The sequence below is a fragment of the Desulfotignum phosphitoxidans DSM 13687 genome (assembly GCF_000350545.1).
GTDB lineage: Bacteria > Desulfobacterota > Desulfobacteria > Desulfobacterales > Desulfobacteraceae > Desulfotignum > Desulfotignum phosphitoxidans.
Window position 1 is genome coordinate 139,994 of the sequence record NZ_APJX01000005.1, and the last position, 16,526, is coordinate 156,519.

General features: G+C 49.5%; 13 protein-coding genes, 1 tRNA gene and 1 other RNA gene. All 15 read left to right on the top strand.

Features of this window, described 5'->3' with window-relative positions; all coding sequences use genetic code 11:
- Positions 1–80: 80 nt before the first annotated feature.
- The 15 genes from DPO_RS12600 to DPO_RS12665 all read left to right on the top strand — a co-directional run bounded on the left by DPO_RS12600 (position 81) and on the right by DPO_RS12665 (position 16,512).
- Entirely contained in the window at positions 81–1,031 is a 951-nt protein-coding gene (locus tag DPO_RS12600) for a hypothetical protein (RefSeq protein WP_152427659.1), read from the top strand.
- A complete protein-coding gene (locus DPO_RS12605) occupies positions 1,028–2,551 on the top strand; it encodes a PAS domain-containing sensor histidine kinase (protein WP_006966332.1) in 1,524 nt (507 codons plus the stop codon). The genes DPO_RS12600 and DPO_RS12605 overlap by 4 nt, the downstream gene beginning before the upstream one ends.
- A 42-nt stretch (positions 2,552–2,593) precedes the next feature.
- Positions 2,594–4,126, top strand: a complete 1,533-nt coding sequence (locus DPO_RS12610; protein ID WP_006966333.1) for a hybrid sensor histidine kinase/response regulator — start codon at positions 2,594–2,596, stop codon at positions 4,124–4,126.
- A complete protein-coding gene (locus DPO_RS12615; protein ID WP_006966334.1) occupies positions 4,123–4,680 on the top strand; it encodes an isochorismatase family protein in 558 nt (185 codons plus the stop codon). Before DPO_RS12610 ends, DPO_RS12615 begins: the two co-directional genes overlap by 4 nt.
- A gap of 142 nt (positions 4,681–4,822) precedes the next feature.
- Positions 4,823–5,410 carry an imidazoleglycerol-phosphate dehydratase HisB gene (gene hisB / locus DPO_RS12620; protein WP_006966335.1) on the top strand — a complete coding sequence of 196 codons (588 nt, stop codon included), beginning with the start codon at positions 4,823–4,825 and terminating at the stop codon, positions 5,408–5,410.
- 31 nt (positions 5,411–5,441) lie between these two features.
- Entirely contained in the window at positions 5,442–6,170 is a 729-nt protein-coding gene (gene hisA, locus DPO_RS12625; protein WP_006966336.1) for a 1-(5-phosphoribosyl)-5-[(5-phosphoribosylamino)methylideneamino]imidazole-4-carboxamide isomerase, read from the top strand.
- Between the two features lie 95 nt (positions 6,171–6,265).
- Complete coding sequence (gene dnaG / locus DPO_RS12630) at positions 6,266–8,041, top strand: DNA primase (protein ID WP_006966337.1); 1,776 nt, start codon at positions 6,266–6,268, stop codon at positions 8,039–8,041.
- A gap of 24 nt (positions 8,042–8,065) precedes the next feature.
- The gene (gene rpoD / locus DPO_RS12635) at positions 8,066–9,916 is read left to right on the top strand and encodes an RNA polymerase sigma factor RpoD (protein WP_006966339.1); all 1,851 of its coding nucleotides are present in this window, start codon (positions 8,066–8,068) and stop codon (positions 9,914–9,916) included.
- 62 nt (positions 9,917–9,978) lie between these two features.
- Positions 9,979–10,055 (top strand) — tRNA-Ile (locus tag DPO_RS12640).
- A 205-nt stretch (positions 10,056–10,260) separates the two neighbouring features.
- Complete coding sequence (locus tag DPO_RS12645) at positions 10,261–11,082, top strand: Nif3-like dinuclear metal center hexameric protein (RefSeq protein WP_006966341.1); 822 nt, start codon at positions 10,261–10,263, stop codon at positions 11,080–11,082.
- 9 nt (positions 11,083–11,091) lie between these two features.
- Positions 11,092–11,811: a zinc ribbon domain-containing protein gene (locus tag DPO_RS12650; protein WP_006966342.1), complete on the top strand. Its 720-nt coding sequence runs from the start codon at positions 11,092–11,094 to the stop codon at positions 11,809–11,811.
- 14 nt (positions 11,812–11,825) lie between these two features.
- An RNA gene (rnpB, locus tag DPO_RS24005) (RNase P RNA component class A) lies at positions 11,826–12,208 on the top strand.
- A 47-nt stretch (positions 12,209–12,255) separates the two neighbouring features.
- Positions 12,256–13,566, top strand: a complete 1,311-nt coding sequence (locus DPO_RS12655; protein ID WP_006966343.1) for an HPr family phosphocarrier protein — start codon at positions 12,256–12,258, stop codon at positions 13,564–13,566.
- A gap of 3 nt (positions 13,567–13,569) precedes the next feature.
- Positions 13,570–14,298 carry a 2-C-methyl-D-erythritol 4-phosphate cytidylyltransferase gene (ispD, locus tag DPO_RS12660; protein ID WP_006966344.1) on the top strand — a complete coding sequence of 243 codons (729 nt, stop codon included), beginning with the start codon at positions 13,570–13,572 and terminating at the stop codon, positions 14,296–14,298.
- Between the two features lie 150 nt (positions 14,299–14,448).
- Positions 14,449–16,512, top strand: a complete 2,064-nt coding sequence (locus tag DPO_RS12665) for a serine protein kinase PrkA2 (protein WP_006966345.1) — start codon at positions 14,449–14,451, stop codon at positions 16,510–16,512.
- Positions 16,513–16,526: the final 14 nt, after the last annotated feature.

The following is a 16,526-nucleotide window of genomic DNA, read 5'->3' on the forward strand; positions in this document are numbered from 1 at the left end:
AAACTGTGGATGGCGAAAAAGCCGGTCTTGTTTTTTCGCCATCCGGCCTTTTTATAAAAATGTCTGTGTGTGTTTGAAAAATGGAACCGATTCCTGTTAACGGCATTCGTTTAGGGCCGGGAATGGTATGGATAGGCCAGTTTTCACCGGATACTCATTCTTTGACCCCTGTGTGTCAGTCTCTGGCGATCCAGCGGATCAATATGGTTTGTGCCGGGTTACATCGACGGAAAACCCATTATTGTTTTTCCGGATGTGTGGAATCCAGATACCGGGAGAATGTCGCCCGGTTCCTTATTGATGATTCAGATATCACGCCTTTAGTATCCGTGACCCAGGTATCTGTCTATCCCCATCGCAATCGGTTTCAAGTCCCTGGCAGATTGATAAAAATGCTGGGTTCGGCCGGGATTCCGTTTCATCATCTGGTGTCTTCTCCCGCAGTGGTCAGTTTGATCATAGATGCCTGTTTTCAGGGCCGGGTGATCACTTTACTTGAAAACACATTTGACCTTCCTTGTTCCCATACCCCCTATATCCAGGAAATTGATCAGGATATATCCGTATTGTTGAAAAAATATCCTGAAACCCGATCCACGTATGAAGAAGAAAAAATCAAGACTTATGGTTTTCAGCTGTTGCGGGAAAAATATTTGCTTTATACACATGGATATTTGGATCAATTCATGCAAACCATGCAGACACGGATGCCGCCCATTGCATCAGAAGAAATATTTCATCTGGTGTCGGTGGTGCAGGTGTCCGGTCCCATTTATGATGCCTGTTTTGTCGTTGATCCAGACACCCGCTGCAAGGATGGAGACGGCTTGTTTGTGGACCTGATCACGTTCCATGGCCCTCATTTCGGAGACCGGTATCGAATTTTGCAGACGGCGTTGAACTGCCTGGATGTTGATCGGATTCCGTTTTTTGTTGCCGCCTGCGCCGGGGCCAGTGTCAGTCTGGTCGTCCCGTCTGGAAAAGGAATGGCCGCACAAACTGCGCTGGAAAAAGGATTTGAAGCCCCATGAAAAATGATACATTGCGTCCCCAGGATTTGTTCTGGCGGGTCCGGATTTTTGATGCCCTGTCTTTTCCCTCGGTGATCATTGATCTTGAAAAGAGTGTGGTCGGTGCCAACAAGAAATTTTATGACACCTATAAGCTCACACCTGAAGATATTTTGGGCAAAAAATGTTATCATTCTTTTTTGTATAAAAACACACCGTGCAAATCCCAGGATTGTCCCATATCCCGGGTCATAGAAAACAAAGAAGCCCATTCCTATACGCTGAAACGCCAATACAAATGGGAAGAGCGGGTATTTTCCCCGATTTTCGACGATCACCAGGAAGTGGCGTATGTGCTTTCCAGTATCCGGGACATTACAAGGACCAAATCCCTTGAAAGCCAGTTGATCGGTGTGAAAGAATTCATCACCCGGGTCATTTATTCATCTGCCAGTGCCATTGTGGCGGCAGACCGGTCCGGCCGGATTGAATTGATGAATTCCGTGGCCAAAGAACTGTTCGGTGCATACAACGGCGGGGAAGGGAGCATCACACATACGGAACAGCTGTATCCGCCGGGCAAGGCCAAGGAAATCATGCGGATGCTCAGGGATGAAAAAATCGGGGGCAGGGGCAAACTGATCATTCCAAAAACCACCATTGTCAATGCCAAGGGAGAAGAAGTGGAAGTGGAGATGTCGGCTGCCATCATCTATGACGAGAACGGCAACGAATCTGCCACCATGGCCATCTACAACGATCTCAAAGACAAGATCAAGGTGGAAAAAGAGCTGAAAAAAACCCAGAAACAGCTGGCCCAGTCTGAAAAAATGGCCTCTCTGGGTCAGCTGGCTGCCGGTGTGGCCCATGAGATCAACAACCCGCTTACCGGGGTTTTGTTTTATGCCAGCCTGCTGCTGGAACGACCGGATTTAGATGACGATGCCAAAGCCGATCTCACATATATCGTGGAGGATGCCAACCGGTGCAAAAATATCGTGAAAAGCCTTTTAGTATACAGCAGAAGTACCGATTCCAACAAGCGAATCGTGCATATCAATGAAATTGTGGATCAAAGCCTCAAACTGGTTCGCGATCAGAAAAAATTCCGCAACATCCAGGTCCGGCGGTTTCTGGACGATGAGATGATGCTCATTCATGCGGATGTCAGTAAGCTCAATCAAGTGATCATCAATCTGATCATCAACGCGGCGGACGTCATGAAAGGCAACGGCAAAATTTCTTTGTCCACATACCGGGACAAGCCCAACAAAAAAGTGTTTCTGGAGGTGAAAGATACCGGAGAGGGAATTCCCAGAGAAAATCTGTCCAAAATTTTTGATCCGTTTTTCACCACCAAAGAAGTCGGAAAAAGCACGGGGTTGGGACTGAGCATTGTCTATGGTATCATTGAAGAGCACGGGGGACGCATTTCAGTCAAGGAAACCGGTACCAAAGGCACCACATTTATCATTGAATTCCCCATGTATGTGCCCAGTGAAGACGGCCCCCATTTTTGTGATCCCCCGGGATCTGCATGATTGTATCGAGTTAAAAAATTGAACAACAGGATGGAACAAACGATGTCAGATACGGATATGGAAGCAGTAGAGAAAAAACAGATGAAGGAGCCTGCACAGGAAACAGTGACGGATGCGTTTTCGTTTCGGCCAAAAGTTCTGGTGGTGGACGATGAAGAGCGGATACAGAAGGCCTGCCACCGGCTGCTGACCCAGGAAGGGTGTGAGGTGGCCCTGGCGGATAATGGTATCAAAGGGCTGAAAATGATCGAGGATGCCCATTTTGATATTGTGCTGCTGGGCCTGATGATGCCGGGCATGTCCGGCATGGACGTGCTGACCGGTATCAAGGCCCGCCATCCGGACACAGTTATCATTGTAATTACCGGATATGCCACCCTGGAGCATTCCATTGAAACCATGAAAAAAGGGGCGTTTGATTTTCTGTCCAAACCGTTTTCCCCCCAGGAACTGCGGGTGGTTATTTCCAAGGCCATTGAATTCATCCGAACCCTTCAGGACATTGCCAGCGAAAAAACACGGATGCGTGTCATGGTCAATACCTTAAAAGAAGGGGTGCTGACCACGGATCATCAAAAAAGCATTGTTCTGGCGAATCCGGCATTTTTGAACATGATCGGATCCAAAAATCGATCTTGCATCGGCCGGCATGTTAACGAGATTGTCTCGCATCCCCGGATTCTGGAAATGATTGATCAGGCCCTTGCCCAGACATCCGGACATTTTTCAGAAATTACTGACGAGTTGAACCAGATCTCGGAAGACAGCAAAGAAGAAAAAATTATTGGCATTCGCTGTTTTCCTTTCAGGGACCGGCTTGATCGGAACCTGGGGGCGGTAACAGTGTTCCATGACATCACCACGCTGAAAAAAATGGATCAGCTTAAATCCGATTTTGTTTCCATGGTGGCCCATGAAATCAAAAGTCCATTGAACTCTATTCTCATGCAGATGAAAGTGATTCTGGACGGTCTGGCCGGAGATTTGACGGAAAAACAGACTGAAATACTGAAACGCAGCGCCGACAAGATCACGTCTCTGGCCCAGCTGGCATCGGAACTTTTGGACCTGTCCAAAATAGAGTCCGGGCTCATCAACCAGGAAAGAGAAACCCTTGATCTGGGACAATTGATCAAGGATCAGGTGCAGTTCTTTCGGGATCAGGCGGATGGCAAATCTTTGAAATTGACCCAGAAACCCGGCCCGGACGGGCTGTCGGCCATAGTCAATCGCACCAATATCGAAGAAGTGGTGTCCAATTTGATTTCCAATGCCATCCGGTATACACCGCCCAATGGAAAAATTGATGTGTGGTGTGACCAAAGCAATGACTGTGTCAACATTCACGTGGCTGATACCGGTCTGGGAATTTCCCAAGAAGACAAACCACATATTTTTGACCGGTTTTACCGGGTGAAGAACGAGCAGACCCGTTTCATCAACGGCACCGGCTTAGGCCTGGCCATTGTCAAAAGTATTGTGGAATCCCACCATGGCACCATCCACGTGGAATCCGAACCCAACCAGGGCAGTCACTTCACCATTTGCCTGCCGAAACCGGAGTATGACCTATGAAAAAAAGCTGCGATATGTTTTCCATTGACAAGACCGTTGCCTTATTGGTGGACGTTCAGGGGAAACTGGCCCGGATGATGTGTGACAAAGAGACATTATTCGATTCTCTGGAAATTTTTATCAAAGGAATGAAAATTCTGGGGGTACCCATTCTCTGGATGGAACAGATTCCTTCAAAACTCGGACCGACTGTGGATGAAATCCAGCAGTTGATGGCAGAAGAGACTCCCATTGCAAAGGACAGTTTTTCCTGTTGTAACGAGCCGGGTTTCATGGAGAAATTTGAGGCTTTGTCCCGGAGCCAGGTACTGGTCACCGGCATTGAAACCCATATTTGTGTATTCCAGACAGCCCGGGATCTGGTTGTCAAAGGGTGTGACGTGCAGGTAGTATCGGACTGCGTGTCTTCCAGAACCCAGGAAAACAAAGCCGTGGGTCTTCAGCGGATTGTCCAGGCCGGGGCACAGATTACCTCGGTGGAGATGATATTTTTTGAATTACTGCAACGGGCCAAAGGCGACCATTTCAGGCAAATTATTTCTTTGATCAAATAATTGTGGCCCATACATAAAAATTATATTTGACAATAACGCATGTTTTGCCTATTTTTAAATGATTCATTTCATTTGCGTTGTTTTTGATACGGATGGATCATCGACCTGACAGTGGTTTTCACCTATTTTCAAGGAATATTTCATGGGGCGGGACGCAGGCGTTTCAAGACAGACCCGGGAGACAAAAATTGAAATCCACCTGAACCTGGACGGGTCCGGCCGGGCGGATATTTCATCAGGCATCCCTTTTTTCGATCACATACTGACCGCGTTTTGCGTGCACGGCCGGTTTGATTTGAAACTGATGGCCACCGGGGATCTGGACGTGGACCTGCACCACACTGTGGAAGATGTCGGACTGGTGCTGGGTCAGGCCCTGTCTGATGCGCTGGGAGACAAAACAGGCATTCAGCGGTTCGGTGACAGCTGTGTGCCCATGGATGAAGCCCTTTCCCGGGTGACCATCGATCTGTCCAACCGGCCGTATCTGGTCTACCATTTTCCAGATAACCTGAAATCAGGTACCGCGTTTGATGCACATCTGGCCAAAGAGTTTTTCCAGTCATTCTGTGTCAAAGGCGGGTTTAACCTGCATATCAACACGGATTACGGGGTGAATGAACATCATGTGCTGGAATCCATATTCAAGGCCATGGGCCGGGCCCTTCACCAGGCCACCCGGAAGACCGATTCCGCCGGCCGGCCCCTCTCCAGCAAAGGGATGCTCTAAACCTTATTCAGATACCAAAAAGGCAAGACTTATGCTCATCATACCCGCAGTTGATATTAAACAGGGAAAATGTGTCCGCCTGCGCCAGGGGCGCATGGAAGACGCGACTGAATATGCAGCCGATCCGGCGGTCATGGCAGTGAAATGGGAATCTTTAGGTGCGCAATGGATTCATGTGGTGGACCTGGACGGTGCGTTTGCCAAATCTGTCATGAATTTTGACAGTATCACTTCCATTCTGGATCATGTCACAGTCCCCATTCAGGTGGGCGGAGGCATCCGGGATATTTCCACCATTGAAAAATATTTGAAAGCCGGGGTTTCCAGAGTCATCATCGGCAGTGAAGCTGTGTACCGGCCGGAATTTGTCAGGGATGCCTGCAAGCGGTTCCCAGGAAAAATCGTAGTGGGGATCGATGCCAGAAACGGGATGGTGGCGGTGGAAGGCTGGAGCCGAACCTCTGAAACCCGGGCCGTGGATCTGGCCAAATCTTTTGAATCCTCGGGGGTGGCTGCCATCAATTTTACCGATATCCACAGAGACGGCATGCAGACCGGACCCAATATTCAGGAAACTGCAGCCCTGGCCCGGGCAATTTCCATCCCGGTGATCGCATCCGGGGGGGTGGCTACCCTGAAAGATATTGAAAACATCTGTGAGATTGCCCGGTTCGGAGTCACCGGTGTCATTACAGGACGAGCACTTTACGAGGGCAGCTTGGATCTGAAAGAAGCCATACAGATTTCAGCCCGGGCATAATCATGAATTCCGGTGATTGACAATTCAGGTTTTATACCTATTTTCAGGTTTTATAGCAACACTGTTTTTGACATTTTGGAGCCTTCCCTGAAGCGATGCTTATTCCTGAAGAAAAAATTTCAGAAATTCTACATTCATCCGACATTGTGGATATCGTATCAGAATCGGTGATTTTAAAAAAATCCGGCCAGAACTATTTCGGGCTGTGCCCGTTTCATTCCGAGAAAACCCCGTCGTTTTCCGTGAACCCGGCCAAACAGATTTTTCACTGTTTCGGATGCGGTGCCGGAGGGAACAGTCTGTCTTTTGTGATGAAATATCACGGACTGTCTTTTCCGGAAGCCGCCAAAATGCTGGCCAGAAAATACAATATCGTGATCGATACTCAACATCTGGATCCGGCCAGAAAAAAACAACTGGCATTGAAGGAAACCCTGTTCCGCATCAATCAAAAGGTAATGGCCCATTATGAAGCACGCCTGCGCCAGGCACCTCCCGGTCAAGCCGCCCGGCAGTACCTGGAAAACAGAGGTATCACGCCAGCCACGCTGGATGAATTTCATCTGGGGTTTTCCGTGGATCAATGGGAAGATGTGGTCGGTTTTCTGAAACAAGCACGCATCTCCCGGCAGGCAGCACTGAATTCTGGGCTGGTGGTTCCTCGAAAGAATCAATCCGGATTTTATGATCGGTTCCGCAACCGGATCATGTTTCCCATTTTTGATATCAACATGCAGGTGGCGGGGTTCGGGGGCCGGGTCATGGACGATCAAATGCCCAAATATATGAATTCACCCGAAACCCCGGTGTACAGCAAAACCCGGATCCTGTACGGACTGCATGCCGCCAAAACCCACTGCCGCAATGCAAAGGTCGTGCATATTGTGGAAGGCTATTTTGATTTTCTCACGTTATTCCAGAACGGAATCAAAAACACGGTGGCCACCCTGGGCACCGCCTTGACTGCTGAACATGTGCGGATTCTCAAGGGATATGCCCCTGCCATGGTGCTGGTTTTCGACTCGGATGCCGCAGGGATCCATGCGGCCCGGCGCAGCATCAAAACCTTTCTGAACGAAGGCGTGGACACCCGGATCCTGATTTTGCCCACAGGGGATGATCCGGATGCCTTTGTATTGAAACACGGTCCGGATGCGTTTCTGGACCTGGCGGCCCGGGCCCGGTCGGTGATGCCGTTTTTGCGGCAGGTGGCCATGGATACCCATGGATCTTCCGTGGCGGGACGGGCACGGGTTCTGGCTGATTTGATGCCGTATATAGCCGATATTCAGGACAGTGCGCTTCGGTCTTTGCATGTCAACGAACTGGCGGAAACCCTGAATATTGATGAAGCGGCTGTACTGGAAAAAGTCCGGGAACAGGTGATCAAAAGCAAGACAACGCTGGATCGGCATCCGGATATGGAGCTATCAGATCCTGAGCTGGCTTCAGATCCCCGGGAGCGGCAGCTGCTGTCTCTGATGCTTCAGTGGCCCCAAATTATTTCAGACGTGGTGAAATCCGGGGTACTGGATCATTTTTATTCTCAACAGCTGTGCCGGATCGGCCGCATCATGGTTCAGGCCGATCCGGCCCCGGATGCGTTCGTCACCCGGATCATGACCCGAATGGAAACAGATGCGGATCGGGAGCTGATAGCCTCTTTGGCCATGACTGACGGAATGGATGATAATACGGATCTCAAAGATGCCGCTGCAGCTATTATTCAGCGGATTATCCGGATCAGAAAGAAAAAAGACAGTGGATTGACAGAAAAAATCAAACGTGCGGAAAAAGGCTGTGACACCGACTTGATGGAGTTATTGAAATTAAAACAGCAGGAAATCCGACAATTACATAATGGTCAATAACGTTTAGCCTTAGGGAGGCGTTTTATGGCAGATAAATCAATATCATCCGAAGAGAGCGGGATGATCGGCAAAGCGGAAATGGAAAAACTCATTGAAAAAGGGAAAAAAGCCGGCACACTCTCTTTTACAGAAATCAATGATGCCATCTCCGGTAATTTAAAGACCCCGGAACAAATTGAGGATATTGTGGATCAATTCAAGGAACTGGGCATCACCCTGGTGGATCTTGATCCTCCGAAAAACAAACCTGCCGGTACCCGGTCATCGGATCGGACCGGGGTGAAAGCCAAGGGGAAAAAGGAAAAACTCCGGCCGGAATTGAAACACCGGAAAAAGCCGGCAGGAGATAAAAAAGATCCCTTTGCCTCAGTCCGGGAACGGGCGGATCTGGAGTTTGGTGCAGTCACGGACCCGGTCAAGATGTATCTCAAAGAGATGGGCATGGTCACGCTTTTGAGTCGGGAAGGTGAAATTGAAATTGCCAAAAAAATCGAGGTGGGTGAACGGGATGTATTGCGGGCCATGCTGGATTGTCCCATCTCTTTGAACACCATTTTTTTGTACGGAAAAAAAATGGAACGGCGGTCTATGCGTCCCAAACATGTCTTAAGGGATGTGGATGAAGGGGATGGGGTGGTGGATGAAACCTCAAAACAGGAAAAATTTCTGGAATCTCTGGCAGTTATCAAACAAATTCATGAGTCCAGTCAAGACAGACGAGATCAGCTTTACGGGCTGAGAAAATCCACCAAAAAATATCAGACATTGCATCAGGAAATCAACGAAGGCACAGAACAGATCTTTGAAGAACTCAAACGCTGGCGGTTTGAATCCAATGTCATGGACACCATTGAAAAAAGCATCCGCAATACCATTGTCTGGTTCGATACTGTGGATAAACTGCTGGAAAATTGTGCCAGAACGTTCAATGTGATGAAAGACACCATGCTCAAACAGGCATCAGACCCGGAAAAATTTGTCCAGTGGGTCACCGCCCGAGCTGATATGAGTCCGGAACGGGCACTGCTGCTTCATCAGGATATTCAGGCGGTCATGGATCAGGTGGCATCCAAAAAAGCGTTGATCAAGGGAGATGCCGATGATTTGCGTGCCATTACCCAGGGCATTGACAAAGGGCGGAGAAATGCGGATTTTGCCAAACGGGAACTGGTGCGGGCCAATTTGCGCCTGGTGGTGAGTATTGCCAAAAAATACACCAACCGGGGATTGCAGTTCCTGGACCTGATCCAGGAAGGCAACATCGGGTTGATGAAAGCAGTGGACAAATTTGAATACCGCCGGGGATACAAGTTTTCCACCTATGCCACCTGGTGGATCCGTCAGGCCATCACAAGGGCCATTGCCGACCAGGCCAGAACCATCCGGATCCCGGTGCACATGATCGAGACCATCAACAAATTGATCCGTACCTCCAGGTATCTGGTGCAGGAAATGGGTAAGGAGCCGTCTCCGGAAGAAATTGCCGAAAAAATGGAAATTCCCATTGACAAGGTGAGACGGGTGTTAAAAATCGCCAAAGAACCCATTTCTCTGGAAACACCCATCGGAGAGGAAGAGGACAGCCATCTGGGAGATTTTATCGAAGACAAGAAATTTTCCATTCCATCCGAAGCGGCCATTGATTTCAGTCTGGCGGAACAGACCAGAAAAATTTTGGCCACGCTCACGCCCAGGGAGGAAAAAGTGCTGCGCATGCGTTTTGGCATCGGGGAAAAATCAGATCATACCCTGGAGGAAGTGGGCCGGGATTTTACCGTGACCCGGGAAAGAATCCGGCAAATTGAGGCCAAGGCATTGAGAAAACTGCGGCATCCCACCCGGAGCAAGAAATTGAAGACCTTTATAGAAAATTAAATATTGACTTGTGCAACGGTTTACTATAGATATTTAAAGTTTGTTTGTTTGCCATGGGGAATGGGCCTATAGCTCAGTTTGGCAGAGCCACCGGCTCATAACCGGTCGGTCCCTGGTTCGAATCCAGGTGGGCCCACCAGACACATCCGGCAGTCAGACATAAAGCAGCGCTAAAAAATAACAAATTGTGGTATGAACCGTATGGATGAACAATCAAACACAAATGAGATAAGCAAAGGGGGGCAGGTCCAGCATGACATGCCTGTTGAAAAGACAACCCGGGCAAGACAAATCCAAAGCGTGGCAACCAGCCACGCTTTTTTTGTTTTAAGGCCGTTGAATTCATGAATCCCACTGTCAAACAACTCCTGTCGCTGATCGGCACAGACATTGCCCCCTGGCACCTGGCAGAATCCTGGGACAATTGCGGGCTGTGTGCCGGAAATCCCGAATGGCCGGTTCAAAAAGTGCTGGTCGGGCTTGATCCGGGCATGCCGGTACTCCAGGCGGCTCAACAATGGCAGGCAGATATGATTTTGACCCATCATCCATTGTTCATCACACCGGAAAAAACCATTGATTTCAGCGTGATGCCCGGTTTGGCCATTGCGCTGGCCGCCACCCGGAAAATGGCGATCGTCTGTGCGCATACCAACCTGGACAAGGCAGAAAACGGGCTGAATGATTATCTGGCCGACCGATTGAACATCACGGTTACCCGAGCACTGGAAGCAGATAGTCCGGAACTTTCTCCTTCAGCTGCCCTGACTGGCCTGGGGCGGATCGGAACACTACCGGCACCGGTTTCTTTGACCCGGGTGGCAGATCAAATCAAATCGCAGTTAAACGTGCAACCGGTCCGGGTGGTGGGGGATCCCGATCTTGTTATCCATGATATTGCAGTGTGTTCCGGTTCCGGCGGCGGTTTAATTCCCGCATTTCTGACATCCGGTGCCTCCGTGTATGTGACCGGAGATATCAAGTACCATGAAGCCCGTCTGATCGAATCCCATGGCAAGGCATTGATTGATGTGGGACATTTTGCTTCAGAAATCATTGCAAAGGACCTGTTGACCCGCCGATTGAATCAGGCGGTTTCCCGGGCTGGGTTTTCTCTGGAAATCCGGGCATTTGCCGGGGAAACAGATCCATTTGTATCCATATAAGGACGTTTTATGAATCAGACATTGAAAAAAGAGATTGACACCTTGGTCCAGCTTCAAAAAATTGAGTTGGAAATGAACCAGCTGCGGCAAGCCGTGGAAAAAGTGGAAAATGAAAAAAAGGACCTGGCCGTCAGGCTGACTGCATTTGAATCCGCCCTGGATGCTGAAAAGCAGGCGCTGGAACAGATTCAGCAACAATGCACAGACCTGGAAAAAGAAATTCAGGTGGTGAATGACCGGATCATTAAAAGTAACGAAACCTTGAGAATGGTCAAAACCAACAAGGAATACCAGGTGCTGCTCCGGGAAGTGGATGACAACAAAAAGCGAAAAAACAGCCTGGAGGATCACGTGTTGACCTTGTATGAACAGCGGGAAGCCGCGGAAGTCCAAGTCAATGAGTCCCAGGCTCAGTTTTTACAGCTAAAAGAACAGGTTCAAGCGGAACAGGCGAAAATTGATGAGCAAACTTTAGGAGACAAGGAACGGCTTTCCGAACTTGAAGAACAGCAGCAATCCATCGGCAAGTCTCTGGATCCAGTGCTGCTGACCCGGTTCCGGCGAATTGCCAAAATGAATCAGGGACAGGCAGTGGCCCGCGTCAGCAATGAGACCTGCATGGGATGCTTCATGAATGTGCCGCCCCAGCTGTGTATTGAGGTGCAACGGGGAAACCAGATGATCTCCTGCCCCCAGTGCAGTCGTATACTTTACCATATTGATGAATGATGAGACGTTTCGGTCTGACCGGACCAGATGATCGCCGGGTCGACCCAGTCGACCGGGAGGAAAGTCCGAACACCACAGGACAGGACGCTCCATAACGTGGAGTCACGGTGACGTGAAGGAAAGTGCAACAGAGAGCAGACCGCCGGCAGCCCCTGGCTGTCGGTAAGGGTGAAACGGTGCGGTAAGAGCGCACCAGTTTTCCGGGTGACCGGAAAAGCTTGGTAAACCCCGTCCGGTGCAAGACCAAATAGGGAAACGCTTGAGGGCGGTCCGTCCGAAGTTTCCGGGTAGGTTGCTTGAGGGGTACGGCAACGTACACCTTAGATGAATGATCGTTGACCGGGTTTCGGGCAACCGGATCCGGTAACAGAATTCGGCTTACGGGCCGGTCAGGCCGAAACTTTTCAAAACCAGAAAACTGAAACTGCCAAAATTGTGTAAACCATGATGGATACCTGTGATATTACCTTTCTGGAAAAAGCCAATATTTTTTCATTTGATTTTCTCAAATGCATCCGATTCATTGACTCCATTGAAGATGACACCTATCTGTTCACCAAAAAATTGTATTCCAAACTGATCACCAACTCCCATATTCTGGAAGATTTTTTGGATTTTCACGGGGCAAAAAAAAATTCAGAATGGCTGTATTACCGGGAATTGTGCGCCCTGGTCCGGCATTTGTCTCTGGCCTGCTATTCCCAGCGGCATATTCTGAACCGCCTGTCTTTTTACCGGCTGGGCAGCCATCCTTTGGACCTGTTCAAACAGGAAGCCACCGATACCCTCCAGATTCTTCAGGATTCCTTGAAACTGACGGCTCCGGTGATTCTGGCTGAAGCCCGTCGGCTGGACATCACCATCCCCGGTTCCCGGTACAGCCTGAATTTGTTTCCCGGAATCACCTCCACCCAGCACCTGAATCACAATATTGATGATTTTACGGCCAAGGACAATCAGAAAAATAATCTGACCCGAATTTCCAGTGAATTTCTGGATGTGATCAAGGCGTTTGATCAGCTGTCGTTTTATGAACGATATGATTTAAAAGATATTCATAAACTGGTACCCGAAAAAATCAACGAGGTCATTATCCGCAGCTTTGAAATGCGGATACACAATATCCAGTCTTCTTTTGATTCCTATGTGGTGAAAACCCCGTGCGAGCAAGAAAATATTCTTCTGGAACAGCTGCGCAGTCATTTTTCCATTGTGTTTCACATCCTTCAGGTGATGGGACGTCTGTTGCATTTTTATGAACGCCATCTGTATGACGTCGGGTTCAAGGATGTGTACATGCGGGTGAGACAGTCTCTGGCCGAACTGATCGATCCGGATGTACTGCTGGATCGGGCCGTAAATTTCTGTCTGTTTTATGCATGGAAATTTTTGTCCTCCGGAAAACAGGTGGCATCCCAGATCATGAACCAGAACATGGAAACCGGATCCATTGAGGTGAGCATTCCCATGGACCGGGGGTTTCACAGCCGGCCCAGCCTGCTGGTGGCAAAAATAGTCCAGCATTACGGCGGAGAGGTGGTTCTGCACGTGGGGGAAGACCGGTTTGATGCGTCTTCGGTGCTGGATATTCAGTGGGCCGGGGGAAAGATCAAAAAAGAAAATTATCAGACCGTGATGTTTTCCGGTGATTCCAGGGCGTTGAACGATCTGGTGGTGCTGGCTGATGTCAATTATGGTGAAGACCATATGGGCAAAGGCATCCCGCTGCCCAAACAGCTGTCCTACCTGAGTTGATTCATGACCGGTATTCAATGCATCCCGATTGTTATGGCCGCCGGGCAGGGCACCCGCATGGGCGGTCAAATCCAAAAACAATACCTGGTTCTGGATAAACAGCCGGTATTGATCCGGACCCTGGATCAGTTCGACCGGCATGGAGGTATGGACCGGATCATTCTGGTGATTCCTGAAAAAGATGTGGATGTCTGCCGGACACAGATGATTGCGCCCCGGCAATTCACCTGTCACGTCCATCTGGTTGCCGGAGGAAAGAATCGCCAGACGTCGGTGCAAAACGGAATTGATATGGCCATGGCACTGGTCCGGGATCCGTACCGATGTCTGGTGCTCATTCACGACGGGGTCCGGCCTTTTGTGCCTCATTATCTCATGGATCAGCTCATGCAGAACGCCTTAGAGACCGGGGGATGCATCCCTGTGCTGCCCGTGACCGATACCCTTAAGCAGGTGGACATTCGGGGTCAAATCGTAAAAACCGTGGATCGAAGCCAAATGTTCAGGGCACAGACGCCTCAGGTGTTTCGTCTGGACCTGATATCCCAGGCCATGAACCATGCCGTTGAAACCGGGTTTGAGGGAACCGATGACGCTTCGGTCATGGAACATGCCGGGTTCAAGGTTGAAACCATTCCCGGAGATCCCGCCAATATCAAGCTGACCACCCCCCATGATCTATTGCTGGCCCGCCATATCCTGGCCCTGCAAAAATCAGGCGATCCGTCTTAATTTTTGGTTCCTGCGTTTCCCTCCTATTTCGGATCAAATCGTTTGACACCTCAAACACAGATTGGTATATTTTTTTTATCAGGATCAAGATCTTTTTCAAACTCACCGTCAGGCGGATGTCTGGCACTGTCGATACCCGGGGAGGACAATATGGCTGCCAAAATAAAGGGGAATGCCTTACTGGAACACGTGGATGCAGTAAAAAAGGGAAAAAGGGCATTTGAAGATGCCTTCCAGGGGGTTTCCAGAATGATTCTGGATGCGGGAATTCAGAAAATCACGGTCAAGGGGAAATCCACGTATCAATTCAATCTGTTCAGCCAGGGGGAAAAACACCTGGTGGGCATGTATGACGAAATCAACGCGTTTGTATCGTTTGTCAAGGATGCGTCGGAAGGCGGATCGTCCAGGGAGATGGCATTCGTGCTGGTGGGCGAGCCGGGAAACGGCAAAACCTTTTTTGTGGATTACCTGTGTGACCGGTACCGGGAATTTTTATCCATTCCTGAAAACCAGAAATTCACCTTTCGGTTCACCCATCTGGATCAGGTGGGAGGATATGGTCAGATTCAGTTTATTGAATCCCAGACCTATGAAGATCCCATGATCCTGGCCATGAGCCTGGAGACCACCAAAGGCCGTTCCATGGAATTTCTGGCAAAAAAATTTAAATTCTCGGATCACCAGATCGAACGGATTTATGCCAAATACCGCCCGCTGGGAGCCTGTTCCGCCTATATCTGGAACCAGATCCGGGAGTTGTGCGACAATGATATCGAAAAAATGCTCTCTTTTGTGGAGATTACACCGGTGCCGCTCATCGAAAGCTTAGGCACCATCACGGGAAAATATCCGGCCAAAGACAAAATCACATCGTCGGCCGTGGACCTGATCGGCGAAGAATCCATCCAACGGCTGTTGCACATCACCGATACCAACAACCCGTATCGGTTCGATCTCAGACGCGGGGCCCTGGCCCGGGTGGCGGGCGGCGGGATCCATTTTGCCGATGAAATCTACAAAAACAAAAAAGACCTGGTCCAGGTTTATCTAGGGGTCATCCAGAATCGGACCATTGAGCTGGACGGGTTCAAATGGCCCATTGATACGTTGATTATCGCCACCAGCAACAATTCCGAGTTTGACACCTTTTTGTCCGAAAGAGAAGAAGCGCCTATCGTGGACCGGTGCCGCATCTGCTATGTGGCCCACAACACCGATTACAAAATACAGAAAACCCTGACCGAATACGCCATTGGCAAGGATGTGAAGCGGTCCTTGGACCATGAGATCCTTCATCAGGACCCCAATCTTAATTATGCTGCCTCCGTGGCCGTGGTACTGACGCGGCTGCCAAAATCGGAAAAATTGACTCCGGTGGAGACCTTGAAACTGGCAGCCGGTGAAGTGGCGGGCGAAAAGAGCCTGAAAACCCTGGCAGAACTGATTGACACGTTGAATCAGGATACCGATATCACCAAACGGTTCGGTCAGAAAGGGCTGGGCCAGCGGAATCTGGGCAGAGCGGTTCAGCTGCTGCTGGAATCATCGGAAACCAATGAAGGCAAGTGTATGTTTGCCCTGGATATTTTTAAAGCCCTGGAACGGACTGTGCTGGATTATGTGCAGGAACCGGGTGATCGGGCCAAATACATGGAAGATCTCAAAATCGCCAGGGGGCTTTACCGGGAACGGATCATGACCGAAATGTTTAATGCTTACATGGACGAGCCGTTGGCCATTAAAAAAGATGTGCTCAATTATGTGAACATGATCATCGGGGTGGATGCGGAACAGCTGGGGCCGGACATGATGTGGAAATACAAGGATCCCCAGACCGGTGAACTGAAAGCCCTGAAAATCGATGAGCGGTATATCAAGAATGTGGAGGAACGACTGGGGCTGAAGACCGAAGAACAGCGGGCGTCTTTTAGAAATTCCGTCCGTAAGATCTATGGCCAGAAATTGTCGGTGGATCCCAATTATGATTTCATGGACAACCTGGAACTGGTCAAGGCCATTACCGATGTACGTCTGAAATCCGATATTGCCGGAGCCGGGTCTCTGGTGGGAGCCCTGGCCAACCGGACCAATGAGGAAAACCAGAAACTGTATGACCGGATGATCACCACCATGAACGAAAAACTGGGATACTGCCGGACCTGTGCCCAGAAAACCATTGAATATTTTTGCAGCCAGGAAGATGACAATTAAGCAAAGGGGCTCCT

Coding starts and splice junctions, on each gene's coding strand:
- DPO_RS12650 (WP_006966342.1), top strand. CDS start 11,092: ATGAATCAGACATTGAAAAAAGAGATTGACACCTTGGTCCAGCTTCAA.
- rpoD (WP_006966339.1), top strand. CDS start 8,066: ATGGCAGATAAATCAATATCATCCGAAGAGAGCGGGATGATCGGCAAA.
- DPO_RS12600 (WP_152427659.1), top strand. CDS start 81: ATGGAACCGATTCCTGTTAACGGCATTCGTTTAGGGCCGGGAATGGTA.
- DPO_RS12655 (WP_006966343.1), top strand. CDS start 12,256: ATGATGGATACCTGTGATATTACCTTTCTGGAAAAAGCCAATATTTTT.
- DPO_RS12615 (WP_006966334.1), top strand. CDS start 4,123: ATGAAAAAAAGCTGCGATATGTTTTCCATTGACAAGACCGTTGCCTTA.
- DPO_RS12610 (WP_006966333.1), top strand. CDS start 2,594: ATGTCAGATACGGATATGGAAGCAGTAGAGAAAAAACAGATGAAGGAG.
- dnaG (WP_006966337.1), top strand. CDS start 6,266: ATGCTTATTCCTGAAGAAAAAATTTCAGAAATTCTACATTCATCCGAC.
- DPO_RS12645 (WP_006966341.1), top strand. CDS start 10,261: ATGAATCCCACTGTCAAACAACTCCTGTCGCTGATCGGCACAGACATT.
- ispD (WP_006966344.1), top strand. CDS start 13,570: ATGACCGGTATTCAATGCATCCCGATTGTTATGGCCGCCGGGCAGGGC.
- DPO_RS12665 (WP_006966345.1), top strand. CDS start 14,449: ATGGCTGCCAAAATAAAGGGGAATGCCTTACTGGAACACGTGGATGCA.
- hisA (WP_006966336.1), top strand. CDS start 5,442: ATGCTCATCATACCCGCAGTTGATATTAAACAGGGAAAATGTGTCCGC.
- DPO_RS12605 (WP_006966332.1), top strand. CDS start 1,028: ATGAAAAATGATACATTGCGTCCCCAGGATTTGTTCTGGCGGGTCCGG.
- hisB (WP_006966335.1), top strand. CDS start 4,823: ATGGGGCGGGACGCAGGCGTTTCAAGACAGACCCGGGAGACAAAAATT.